Source organism: Pseudomonas sp. 43NM1, assembly GCF_002836905.1.
Taxonomy (GTDB): Bacteria; Pseudomonadota; Gammaproteobacteria; order Pseudomonadales; family Pseudomonadaceae; genus Aquipseudomonas; species Aquipseudomonas prosekii.
This window is the reverse complement of sequence record NZ_MKGS01000029.1, coordinates 1-12,314: the sequence shown is the minus strand read 5'-3', so window position 1 is coordinate 12,314 and position 12,314 is coordinate 1. Positions and strand designations below refer to the sequence as shown.

At 60.4% G+C, this 12,314-nt stretch carries 9 protein-coding genes; 2 read left to right on the top strand and 7 right to left on the bottom strand.

Annotated features, from left to right (window positions below; all coding sequences use genetic code 11):
• The 3 genes from BI292_RS05155 to BI292_RS05145 form a co-directional block, all read right to left on the bottom strand.
• On the bottom strand, window positions 1-1,316 hold a 1,316-nt coding region (locus tag BI292_RS05155; RefSeq protein ID WP_101207205.1), incomplete at its 3' end, for a PAS domain-containing sensor histidine kinase.
• 145 nt (window positions 1,317-1,461) lie between these two features.
• Complete coding sequence (locus tag BI292_RS05150) at window positions 1,462-3,723, bottom strand: ATP-dependent DNA helicase (RefSeq protein ID WP_101207204.1); 2,262 nt, start codon at window positions 3,721-3,723, stop codon at window positions 1,462-1,464.
• Window positions 3,720-5,387, bottom strand: a complete 1,668-nt coding sequence (locus BI292_RS05145) for a VRR-NUC domain-containing protein (protein ID WP_101207203.1) — start codon at window positions 5,385-5,387, stop codon at window positions 3,720-3,722. The genes BI292_RS05150 and BI292_RS05145 overlap by 4 nt, the downstream gene beginning before the upstream one ends.
• Between BI292_RS05145 and BI292_RS05140 the strand changes: the two genes are divergently transcribed.
• Together BI292_RS05140 and BI292_RS05135 are read left to right on the top strand one after the other, a co-directional pair.
• Window positions 5,386-5,616 (top strand): hypothetical protein, encoded by a 231-nt coding sequence (locus BI292_RS05140; RefSeq protein WP_101207202.1) that lies wholly within the window; start codon window positions 5,386-5,388, stop codon window positions 5,614-5,616. The genes BI292_RS05145 and BI292_RS05140 overlap by 2 nt on opposite strands.
• A gap of 2 nt (window positions 5,617-5,618) precedes the next feature.
• Window positions 5,619-5,843 (top strand): YgdI/YgdR family lipoprotein, encoded by a 225-nt coding sequence (locus BI292_RS05135; RefSeq protein ID WP_092281092.1) that lies wholly within the window; start codon window positions 5,619-5,621, stop codon window positions 5,841-5,843.
• A 107-nt stretch (window positions 5,844-5,950) separates the two neighbouring features.
• On the opposite strand, the gene BI292_RS05130 is transcribed toward BI292_RS05135, so the two are convergent.
• From BI292_RS05130 to BI292_RS05115, 4 genes are all read right to left on the bottom strand, one after another.
• Window positions 5,951-6,325 carry a hypothetical protein gene (locus tag BI292_RS05130; protein ID WP_101207201.1) on the bottom strand — a complete coding sequence of 125 codons (375 nt, stop codon included), beginning with the start codon at window positions 6,323-6,325 and terminating at the stop codon, window positions 5,951-5,953.
• 226 nt (window positions 6,326-6,551) lie between these two features.
• Window positions 6,552-8,405 carry a polyurethanase gene (locus BI292_RS05125; protein ID WP_101207200.1) on the bottom strand — a complete coding sequence of 618 codons (1,854 nt, stop codon included), beginning with the start codon at window positions 8,403-8,405 and terminating at the stop codon, window positions 6,552-6,554.
• A 103-nt stretch (window positions 8,406-8,508) separates the two neighbouring features.
• The gene (locus tag BI292_RS05120) at window positions 8,509-10,197 is read right to left on the bottom strand and encodes a polyurethanase (protein ID WP_101207199.1); all 1,689 of its coding nucleotides are present in this window, start codon (window positions 10,195-10,197) and stop codon (window positions 8,509-8,511) included.
• Between the two features lie 23 nt (window positions 10,198-10,220).
• Window positions 10,221-12,314: autotransporter domain-containing protein (locus BI292_RS05115; protein WP_101207198.1), on the bottom strand; the 2,094-nt coding region annotated here is incomplete at its 5' end.

Below are 12,314 nucleotides of genomic sequence, written 5' to 3'. Positions count from 1 at the left end.
CTCAGGCACACGTAACGACCGGCCGGCAGCGAGGATATCGCCGGATCGCTGATCTCTTCGGTCCGCGCGCCGATGACAATTCTGCCGCCATCGGGCATTGCGTCGCGGGCATTAGTCGCGAGATTGAGCACGGCCAATTCCAGTTGATTGACGTCCGCTGCCGCCGGTTCGAGGTCGGCGGCGAAACGCGTTTGCAGTTTCACCGCAGGCCCGAGCGAGCTGCGCAACAGGCCGGTAATCCCCTGAATCAACGCCGGAATCTCCACCGCTTCGGTTTTCAGCTCCTGGCGCCGGGCGAACGCGAGCATGCGCTGAGTCAGGGACACGCCGCGCATCGCGCCTTGAGTGGCGTTTTCCAGCAGACGCACGATTTTCGGGTCTTCACCGACGCGTTTGCGGACGATTTCCAGATTGCCGAGGATCACCGTCAGCAGGTTATTGAAGTCATGCGCGATGCCGCCGCTGAGCTGACCGATGGCCTGCATCTTCTGCGCCTGGAACAACGCTTCGCGGGTTTGCTCCAGCGCGTGCTGGGCCTGGGTCACTTCAGTGATGTCGCGGGTAATCTTCGCAAAACCGAGCAAAGTGCCGGTTTCGCCCCAGATCGGGTCGACCACCACATGCGCGAAAAACTGCGTGCCGTCCTTGCGCAGACGCCAGGCCTTGTTTTCGAAGCGGCCTTCGCGCGCAGCGGTTTCCAGTGCTCGTTGCGGTTCGCCAGCCTCGCGGTCGTCGGGGGTATAGAACATCGAAAAGTGCTGGCCGATCACTTCTTCGGGGCGGTAGCCCTTGATGCGCTGGGCGCCGAGGTTCCAGTTGGTCAGGCGACCGCTGGCGTCGAGCATATAGATGGCGTAATCGGTGACGCTCTGCACCAGCAAGCGAAACTGATGCTCGCTCTGTTTGAGGGTTTCTTCAGCCATCTTGCGGTCGGTGAGGTCGCGGGTGATCTTTGCGTAACCCAGCAACACGCCCGACGAATCAAGAATCGGGTCGATGACCACGTGAGACCAGAAGTGTGTGCCGTCCTTGCGCACGCGCCAGCCTTCACCCTCAAAGCGCCCTTCATTGCGCGCGGTGTCGAGCGCGCGCTGCGGTAACCCGGCATGCCGATCGGGCTCGGTATAAAACCGCGAGAAATGCTCGCCGAGAATCTCCGTTTCCTCGTAGCCCTTGAAGCGTCTGGCCCCGGCGTTCCAACTGGTGATGATGCCATCGGGGTCGATCATGTAGATCGCGTAATCCACCACGGCATCGATCAACAGACGAAATCGGCTGTCCTCGATAACGCTGGTTTTTGTCCGATCACCGCTCATTGATCCATCCCGACTTTTTTGTTTCACGAAGTATGCGATAAACCGCACATTTAAAAAGATACAAATTCAGGCCTTGGAAGTCGCGGTTGGCGCGAGGGTCACAGCAAAACCGGCCAAATGGCCAGCATTGAGGTCGAGTCTTTGATTACGCGGACTGCACCGACCACCAGCGTGGCAACAGCTGTTTGACCTTGCTCTCGCCAAAACGATCATCGATCAGCATCACCACGCCTTGATCCTGTTGCGTGCGGATCACCCGCCCGGCCGCTTGCACGACTTTTTGCACGCCTGGATAGAGATAGGTGTAGTCGTAACCGGCGCCGAAAATCGCGGCCATGCGGTGTTTCATCTGCTCGTTGATCGGGTTCAGTTGCGCCAGGCCCAACGTCGCAATAAACGCACCGATCAGCCGCGCGCCGGGCAAATCAATGCCTTCCCCAAACGCCCCGCCCAGCACCGCGAAACCCACGCCTTGGCTATGCGTGGTGAACTGGTCGAGAAACTCCTGGCGCTGGGTTTCGGCCATGCCGCGCGATTGCGACCACAAGTTGATCTGCGGGTGGCGCTCGGCGAGTAACTGCGCCACTTGCTGCAAATAATCGAAGCTGCTGAAAAACGCCAGGTAGTTGCCGGGGCGTTCGCTGAATTGCCGGGCGATCAGCTCGACAATCGGTTCCAGCGAGGCTTGCCGGTGGACGAAACGCGTAGAGATGCGGCTGACGATGCTGACGTGCAATTGGTCGGCATGAAACGGCGATTCAACGTCGATGCACACAGTATTCGGCGGCGTGCCGAGCAGGTCGGCGTAGTAATTGCGCGGGCTCAGCGTCGCGGAAAACAGCACCGTGCTGCGCGCCGCCGTCAAGCGTGGGCGAATGAACCCGGCGGGCACCACGTTGCGCAGGCACAGGGTCGACAGATTGCGCTTGCGCTCGAGGTCGCGTTTGCTGATGTCGAACAAATACTGCTCGTCGAACAGCTCGGCGACCCGGCCAAACTGCAACATATCGAAGTAGAAATTCTGCAAAGCGCTGTCGAGGCCTTGCGGATGATCATTCAGGTAATCGCCGATGCTCGCGCTGCAGGACGACAAGGCTTGCAGGAGTTTTTCCGGCGCGCGGTCGTAGGCCTGATACGGGCTGAGTTGCGGTTCATGCAGGGCATTCCATTCGCGGTTGACCCGTTGCAGGGATTTCTTCAACGGTTCCGGCGCAGTTTTGCGCACGTTATTCAGAGTCGCCTGATCGAGGCTGGCGCTGTACATCTGCCGGCCGCGTTCCACCAGGTTGTGCGCCTCGTCCACCAGCACCGCGACGCGCCAGTTATTGGCTTGGGCCAAACCGAAGAGCAATGCGCTGAAATCGAAGTAATAGTTGTAGTCCGCGACCACCACGTCCGCCCAACGCGCCATCTCCTGGCTGAGGTAATACGGGCAAACGTTGTGCTGCAACGCCACATCGCGCAATGCGCTTTGGTTCAACAGGCTCAAGCGACTGGCGGCCTGCCGTGCGCCGGGCAAACGGTCGTAAAAGCCTTGGGCCAACGGGCAGGATTCGCCGTGGCAGGCCTTGTCCGGGTGTTCGCAGGACTTGTCACGGGCGATCATCTCGAGAATCCGCAGCGGCGGCGCATCGGCGCTGTCGAGGATCACTTGCGCAGCGTCGAGTGCCAGTTTGCGTCCCGGGGTTTTCGCCGTGAGGAAGAACACCTTGTCCAGTTGCTGCGGCGCTAACGCCTTGAGCATTGGAAACAGCGTGCCGACGGTTTTGCCGATCCCGGTCGGCGCTTGCGCCATCAGGCAGCGCCCGGTGCTCACGGCTTTGAACACCGATTCAGCCAGATGCCGCTGGCCCGGACGGAACCCGGCATGCGGAAACTTCAACCCTTGCGCGGCGTGGTTGCGCGCCTCGCGATGGGCCATTTCCTGCTCGGCCCAATGCAAAAACAACTGGCAGTGTTGCTCGAAGAACACCTTGAGTTCTTCGGCGCGGTAACCCTCGACCAGACAGGTTTCCTTCTCGCTGATGATGTCGAAATACACCAGCGCGACGTTGATCTGCGCCAGATCGAGCTTCTGGCACATCAGCCAGCCGTAGATTTTTGCCTGAGCCCAGTGCAACTGGCGGTGGTTGGCCGGTTGTTTGCTCAGGTCGCCGCGATAGGTTTTGACTTCTTCCAGGCAGTTTTGCGTCGGATCGTAGCCGTCCGCCCTGCCCTTTACCGTCAACGATTGATAGTGGCCGAGCAGCGCAACTTCGCTTTGGTAGTGGTCGCTGCGGCGTGAGGCCACGGTGCGATGGCCGACGATGCCTTCGAGCGCGGTCGGTGACGGAGTGAAGCGCAAATCGAGGTCGCCGACCTTGGCGGTGAATTCACACAGCGCCCGCACCGCGATGCTGTAGCTCAAGCGCTCTGCTCCGCCCATTGCACGTAACACACGGCAATCGGCATCTGGTGTTCGTGGCAGAACTCGAGCCAGCGCAATTGGTTGTCTTGCAGGCGATCGCCCGGGCCTTTGACCTCGATCATGCGATAGGTCTTGTCCTGCGGCCAAAACTGGATCAGGTCAGGCATGCCGGCGCGATTGGCCTTGATGTCGAGCAGCAAACGGCTGAACCAGTGTTTGAGGTGCTCGGCGGGCAGGCAGTCCAGCGCTTGATCGAGCAATTCCTCGCTCAACGCGCCCCAGAACACGAACGGCGACTGCACGCCCCACTTGCCGGCGTACCGTTCGCGAATGGTCTGGCGGTAACGGCCGTCATCCAGTTCGGCAAAACAGGCTTGGAACAGTTCGGCGCGGCGATCGTGGAAGTCTTCATTGAGCAGGTCCACCGGTCCGCGCTGGAACGGGTGGAAAAACGCTCCCGGCAACGGCGCGAAAATCGCCGGCCAGCACAGCAAGCCAAACAGTGAATTGATCAGGCTGTTCTCGACGTAATGCACCGGCGCCGCCGCTTCGGCCAAGTGCGCCTGCACGTAATACTCGACGGACAGGCCCAGATCGCTGCGCGGCAGTTGCAAGTCGAGGCGCTGCATCGCCCGAGCGCTGGCGCGTTTGATCGGCGGCCCGCCGAGTTTGCGCCGCAGCCGTGGCAGCACGCGAAGGAGTTTCTGCTGTTCGGCGGCACTTTCCGGTGCTTGCCCGGCGACCGTCGCCAGTTCCAGCGCCAACGCATACTCGCCGCAGCGCTCCAATACGCGGATCAGCCGCAGACGCGCGCCGGGGTAGGCGCAGTCGCGATAGATGATCAGCGCGTTGGCGAAATCGGCCATCCGCTCACAATACTGGCCGATCTGGAACAGCAACTTGCCGCGCCGACGTTGCAGCCACGGGTTGCTCAGCGCCACAGCGTTGATCTGCTCGACCACCGCCGCGACCTCTTCGCCCGCCTCGAAGCGTTGCTGGCAGTCGTGCAGGAACACGCAGGCATCAACGTCTTCGCGGCTGCGCAACCCGCGGGATTCAGCGCAGAATTCGACTTTTTCGTAGGTGAAGATGCCGAGGTCGGCCAGCACGAACTCTGACCAATCCTGATAAAGATTGCCGAAGAACATCAGGCGCAAGCGGTCACACAGATTCATGATCGTCAGGCTGAACAGCCGATCACCCAGCGTCGGGCACCAGTGCTGGAAGCTGCGCGGTTCGGGAAACTGTTCGCTGAGCAGCGGCAGCCAATCGGTCTTCTTGCCTTTCGGTTGCTCGATGGCATGGCCCAGGCACTGGAGGATTTCGGCTTTGAGCAATACGCCAAACACCTCTTCTATTAATAGCGGCGATTGCTCATCGATCCAGCCCAATTGCAGCAACGGCGCGGCGGCCATGGCGATGTCGCCGATTTCGACGTAGTGCAATTTGCCAGCGCGAAAATGCAGGCCTTTGCGCATGACCATGCGCACCAGCAGCGCGCGCGACTCACGCGGCAGCTGATTGAACTCACCGATAAAGCGTTGTTCCTCTACACTCAGCACGTCGGCATAACGATGCTCAAGCCAATCAAGCACTTGCATGAAGTTGTTCAAGTAGTAGAACGGATCGTCGAGCAGGTTTGCAGTCACAGGAAAATGGGCCATGGCGAGCGAGTACTGGTTATGCGTACAGATACCAGCCATGCCCTGCCGGTGCAAACGGAAAAAGATGGGTGGCGCAGCTAATCGAGTATTTTTCGCCGCGCCATCGAACTTTATGCCGATCAACGGCACCAACCGCCATAGAGCAATATTGAGCAAAGCAGCAATATTCAGCACAGCAGTGATGACTGAAGACAGTCACATTGATTTTTCAAAGCAGCATGAGAGGTGACTATGAACATCAAAACCCTGGGCCTGCCATTGGCAGTAGCGGCCTTCCTGGCCCTGGCCGGTTGCTCGACGCCAACCGTCGTGACCCTGCAGAACGGCACCCAGTATTTGACCAAGGACATGCCGAAAACTGAAACCAAGGACGGCTTCTATGAGTTCGAGGATATTTCCGGGGCGAAAGTGAAGGTCAAGGCTGACGAGGTTGCGACGGTTCGCGAGGAAGACTAAGACCGCGTTATCGTTCTTCGCGGGCAAGCCTCGCTCCTACAGGGGATCGCGTAATCCCTGCAGGAGCGAGGCTTGCCCGCGAAGAGGCCCGTCAATTCACTGCAAATCTATGGCATCCCCGGCATGGCGCTGTCGCACACGACATATCGATCGCCACGCTTGATCATCTCCGCGCGCAGCTTGTGGCACCGCTCATATTCCTGTCGCACCGAATTGTCGATGCTGATGTTGCCCGTCACTTCCGGCAAATTCCCGTTGCCAATGCGCATCGTCGCCCAAGGCTGTTCCGGCTGAACCTGAAACAGGCTTTTCTCTTCAGCAACGGGTTTGGTTTCGATGGCTGGCGGTTTTGGCAATTCATCTGGCGTCATGCCATAACGGCTCAAAATCGAGCTGTGAGGCAAATCCGCAGCGGCGCTCGCCGATAACACGGCCAATGCCAAACCCCAGACAATCCTCTTGCTGTTACTCACGTGACCCATCTCCTTTTACTCAATGTCCGCACTCCGTTAACGAAAAAGTCGGCGGACGCTTTAGTGCAGGTGTTTTGAGTCAGAAAATGGCGGGCGAGTCACGCAATCAGCGCGATGGCGGTTGCACATCTTTGAATTGATGGTGGCTGGAATGACGCCTTCGCGGGCAAGCCTCGCTCCTACAGGGGATCGCGTAATCCCTGTAGGAGCGAGGCTTGCCCGCGAAGAGGCCCTGTCAAACAATCACAATCCCGGCGCCGGTCAAACTCTCCAGTCCCACCCCGACCAGCGTCACCGAATCACCCCCGAATTTCAGCAGCGTGTCCTGGCCGACCGCCGACGCATGCGCGCGGAAGTTGTCGTCCGGTGTCACGCCCTGCACGCCGAGGAACACCAGCTTGTCAGTCGCCTGATACCCGACCACCCGGTCCTGGCCAAATGCCCCGCTGAACAGAAACGTATTAACCCCGCCGCCAGCCTCCATCAGGTCATTACCGGCGCCGCCGACAAACACGTCATTGCCCTTGCCGCCCATCAAATGGTCGTTGCCATCGAGCCCGAACACCCAGTCGCCGCTGGCCTTCGCGGTCAACGTGTCGGCGCCCGCCCCGCCCTTCACCGTCGAAGCGTATTGCGTGAGATTGCCGCCGACCTTCAAACCATCCGCCGTCACGCTATGGCTGACGTCGTCCTTGAACACGCCCCAGAGAAACGCCGGCTCCTTGGTGATCACGGTGCCAATGTCGCGGGTGATGCTGATCCCGCCGCTCGCATCCTTCACGTACAGATTGCCGACGCCGTCATTGGCGAACGTGAAGTTTTTCACCGATTGCTGCAGGTCGAGCACGTTGCTGCCCTTGCCGCCGAGCACGATGTTGTAGCCACCGCCGTCGCGGAAGATGTCGTTGCCGTCGCGCCCTTCGAGGTAGTCGTTGCCCTTGCCGCCCTGGAGCAAATCATTGCCGTCGCTGCCGATGATCAATGTGCTGCCCTTGTGCGTTTCCGCGTTGCGATTGAGGTCTTGCACCCAAGTGTTAGCACGCGCCGGATCGGACAGATTGGCGACAATAATCGTCGAATCCCTGTTGGTCAGGTCGTAGAACTTCGAGTCGATCACGCGGTTCATGCCGTCGCCATAGGCGCTCGGCAAATGCGAGATCCAGGTCGGCACATTGAGGATGGAAAACGGCAGCACGTTCCACGCCGTCGAGGCGTAGTGATCGTTGAAACTGACGATATTGTCGGTCGCCGAAACCTTGGCCGCGTCGTGCACGCCGAGCGATGCCGAAGTGAAGGTCGAACCGTCGAGGACGCGAAACACCGGGTCGTTTTCGTAGCCGACGTTGAGCACTTTGTCGGTGCTGCTCTGGGTCGGTGAAGCGTAGGCGATGTAGTTCGAATCCTGGAAGAAACCCGACCACTTGTTGCTGCTCAAATCCGCCAGGCTGTTGACCGCCAGACCGCCGAGGCTATGGCCGCTGACCAGCACGTCCTTGCCGGACAAGCCATGGGCGCCGGCAAACGCGGCGACGTTGCCGAGCAGTTTGCCAAACGCTTCGCCGGCGTAATTTTTTGCGTAATCCTTGGGACCAAAGGCTGCCAGCAGGTCGCTGATGGCGTCAGCGATGGAATCACCGATGAGGATTTCCCGAGGCCCGCTGGTGCCGCGAAAGGAAATCCCGATCTCGCCGAGATGCCCTTGCGCGTCGTACTTGCCGAGAATTTCCACCTGAGCGCTGGTGTATCCGGCCTTCTCGCCGTAGAAGGTGCCCCGCGCGTCAGTCTTGCCGTCGTAGCCCAACTGCGCGGCGGTAAGGGGCGTCCAACCGGCCTTTTTCACGGCTTCCAGTGCGAGTTTTTCCGAATCGGGATTCCACGGAATGCCGGGAATCACCCCTTGCGAATCGGTGCCGCCAATCAACGCGGCGACCAGCGTGGCCGGCAAGCCGAGGCCGAAACCGTTGTGCTGGTAACCGGTGGCAAAACCGTTATCGAGGTTGTGATAGGAATACAGCGTTATGGCCATGGCATCGCTGAACAACGCCTTGGATTCGGCTGTGCTGAAGTTCTTGTAATCGAAAACACCCATTGCTATTGCCTCTCTTTTGTTGGAATTGTCAGAGATAGCTCACAGCCAAAGCGCCTCTGGGACGAGGCGCTCCGGAGCATTTCAGTGCGTGCAGTCCTTATCCTTATGCAAAGGTAAAACTCGAAGCGGACAGGTGATCGAGCCCGACGCCAACCAGCGTCACGGCAAAATCGCCGACTTTGAGCAGCGTGTCCTGCCCGGTCTGCGCGGCATGCTGGGTGTAGTCATAGCCCTGCCCCGCGCCCTGCACGCCGATAAAGACCAATTTGTCGCTGCCCTGATAACCGTTGATCGTGTCAAAACCAAAGGCCCCGCTGAACAGAAACGTGTTGTTGCCGGCGCCCGCGTGCATCACGTCATTGCCGGCGCCACCGACGAAGGTCACGTGGCTTTTGTCGCTGCGCAGCAGGTCGTTGCCGGCATTGCCGAACAGCCAGTCACCGTCCTGCGTCGCCGCCAGCGTATTGCCGTAGGCGTCGCCATTCAGTGAATGGTTGTAGTGGGTCAACGCCGTGCCGTTGAGCAAGCCGTTGGCGCTGACGGTGTGGGTGACGTCCTTGCTGCCAAACCACGCACCCGGCTCCTTGCTCACCAGCGCGCCGATGTCGCGCGTCAGGCTGATGCCGCCGTAAGCGTCGCGCACGTACAGCTTGCCGTCGCCGTCATTGGCGAAACTGAAGTTCTGCAACGGTTTTTGCAGTTCAAAAGTGTTGTGGCCCTTGCCGCCGAGCAAAATGTTATAGCCGCCGTCATCGCGAAAACGATCGTCGCCATCACGCCCCTCGATGAAGTCATTGCCGGCGCCGCCCTTGAGCAAATCGCTGCTGTCGGTGCCGATAATGAACGTGCTGCCGGTGTGCGGCTCGCCGCTGCGGCCCAAGTCCTCGACCCAGGTCTTGCCGCGCGAATCCTGCTGCAGATTGGAAACGATCAGCGTCGAATCCTTGCTGGTCAGGTTGTAGAACGCCGAATCGATCACCCGATTCAAGCCATCGGCATAACCCAGCGAACCGTGCGCCGACCAGCTCAGCGGATTGAGAATGCTGAACGGCGCCAGGTTCTGCGCGGTGGACGCGTAATGGTCATTGAAGTTGACGATGTTGTTGGTCGCCGACGCCTGATAACCATCGTGCTTGCCCAGCGAGCCGCTGCTGAACGTGGTGCCGTCGAGCGCCCGAAACACCGGATCATTTTCATAACCGATGTTCATTACATTGGCACTTTGCGTCGGCGAAGCGAATGCCACGTAATTGGCTTCCTTGAAGAACCCGCCCCAGTTGTCACCACTCAACTCGGCCACACTGTTGACGCCCAAACCGCCGAGGCTGTGGCCGCTGACCAGCACGTCTTTGGCGCCGATGCCATGGGCGACAGCAAACGCCGCGACATCTTTTAGCAATCCGTCGAAGGCGTTTTTCGCGTAGTTCTTCGCGTAATCCACCGGGCCGATGGCGGCCAGCAGATTGTTTTTCAAGTCACCGAAGGTGTCGCCATAGCCCAGGCCACCGGTGCCGCGAAACGCCACGCCGAGGCCGATCAACTTGCCGGCGGCGTCGTACTTGCCGAGCACTTCGGCTTCGGCGCTGGTGAAGCCGTCCTTCTCGCCAAAGAACGTGCCTTGTGTCCCGACCTTGCCGTGATAGCCCAACGCCGTTGCGCCAATTGGCGCCCAGGCGCTGGCCGGCAAAGGTTGGCCGGTCGGCGTGTAGGCGTACAACGTCAGCGCGATGGCGTCGTTGTACAACTCCTTGCCGGCGCTGCCGCCGGCGTTTTTGTAATCAAACAATCCCATGTTGTCTGCTTCCTTGCGTCAGATCAGAACTGCCAGTCCAGGGTCAGACCGACGCCGTGGTCCTTTTCGTTGGAGCCAAGCAGGCCGTTGTAATCGAGGTTGACCCGCGTCGTGTTGTTCAACGCAAGTCCGGCGCGCAGGCCGACGACCGCCGCGTCGCGATCCAGCGATACGCTCTGCACGTTGAAGCCGCTGTTGCCCGCCGAATTGGCGAAGGCCAGATGCTGATCGGAATCGACGCTGCTCAGGTTGTGCTGCCAGCCGAGGCTGCCGGACAGTTCGAGTTGCTTCTGATCGGACAAGGCAATCGCTTTGCTCGCGCGCAAGCCGAGGGTCGACAGCACCGCATCGCGATTGTCTTCACCTCCCTTGAGCGCCGCGGCATCACCCTTTTCGGTGAAGCTGTCGCTGTTCAGATGCACGTAAGCCAGTTTGGCGAACGGTTCCAGCGCCAAGGGTTGCAGGTCGAGGCGATACGCCGCTTCGGTGAACACTTGCGCAGTGCTCGCATCGCGTTTGTTTTTCTGCTTGCCGCTGACCTCGGCGAATTGCAGATCGCGTTTGGAATCGATGCGATGCCAGCTGTACGCAGCGCCGACGCTGAGGCGCAGGGCATCAATTTCATGCCCCAGGTACGCGCCCAAGTGGTAGCTGTCGACGTCGGCCGAGGAATGCGTGCCGTCGCCCATGCTGATCGAACTGTCGCTGTAACCAGTGACAAAACCGAGGCGCGTATCGGGCGCAATCAAGCCATCGCCACCGACCAGCAAGCCGCCAATGGAACTGGTGGAACTGGCGTTTTCATTGCCGCCATCGCTTTTGCCCCAGGCACCGAGGACTTTCACCCACAGGTTGCTGTTGTCATCGGTCGGCGCGCCGGCGTCGTACAGGTCACGTTCTTGCAAACGTGCGCTGACGGCGTCGCGCAGGTAGCGGCTGTCGTTGATCAGCATGTTGCTGATCGCCGGGTGAATCTCGCCCGACAGTTGCTGGAACGCTTGTTGCGCAACCGCGGCATTCGGCGCCAGCAGCAGGGTTTCGTACAGCGCATTACCCGCGCCCAACTGCTCGGCGGCAGCGGCGACGGCGCGTTGGTTCGGGGTCTGGCCGACGGCGCTGAAGGACGTGGCGTTACGTTCAACCGCGAGTTGCACGCCGGTCGCCGTGTAGTCGAGCGCACCACCGATAAACAGGTAGTTCGGCACCACCGCAGCGAATTGGCCCTGGATGCCGCCGGCCGCTTGCAGGATGTTGTACTGCTGGCCGAGCAGGCTTTGCGCTTCGGTAGCGCTGAGCAGCGTCGGGCTGTTTTCCAGCGACAGGCTGACCGTGGCGCCGCTGACCGTGGCCGAGCCGCCGGCGACAATCGAATCGCTGCTGGTCGGCGACAGTTCCACGGCGTAGGTCGAGCCTGGCTCGAAGACTACGTCGCCGGCCACTTGCAAGGTGCCGATGGAATTGCCCGGCGCGACGGTGCCGCCGCTTTTCGCGGTCAGTGCGCCAATCCGGCCATTGCCGCCAAGGATGCCGCTGTCATTGACGGTGACCGCCGAGGCCAGTGAACCGTTGATCGCCAGGCGTCCCTGATTGACCAGCGTCGGGCCGCTGTAGGTATTGGCGCCAGTCAGCACGAGGGTGCCGATGCCTTGTTTGGTCAGGCCGCCGTGGCCGGAAATGTCGTTGCGCCAGGTGTCGAGCCCGCAGTGCACGTCGTTGCACACGCGTTCGGTGGGTTTGCCGGCGTCGATGATCGCGCCGATGCCCGGCAGGTCTGCGACGAACTGGCTGGAACCGTAGGCGCCCTGAATGCGGAATTCTTCAGGCACGTCTTGCTCGGTGACGAACATTGCCGGGCCGTCGATGCCTTTGCCCAGGTTGATCATGCCCCAGCCGTACAACGCGTCGATGCCCGGCGCGCCGAGGTCGGTGGCGGTAGTGCGCAAGACGCTGGCGACTTGCGCGCCGGTCATGTACGGGAAGCGTTCCATCAACACTGCCATCGAACCGGCAACGTGCGGCGCGGCCATCGAGGTGCCGTTGTAGTTGGCGTAACCGGTGCCGACGTTGGCCGGATCGGTGCCGCTGATGATCGAGCTGTAGATTTTGCTGCCCGGCGC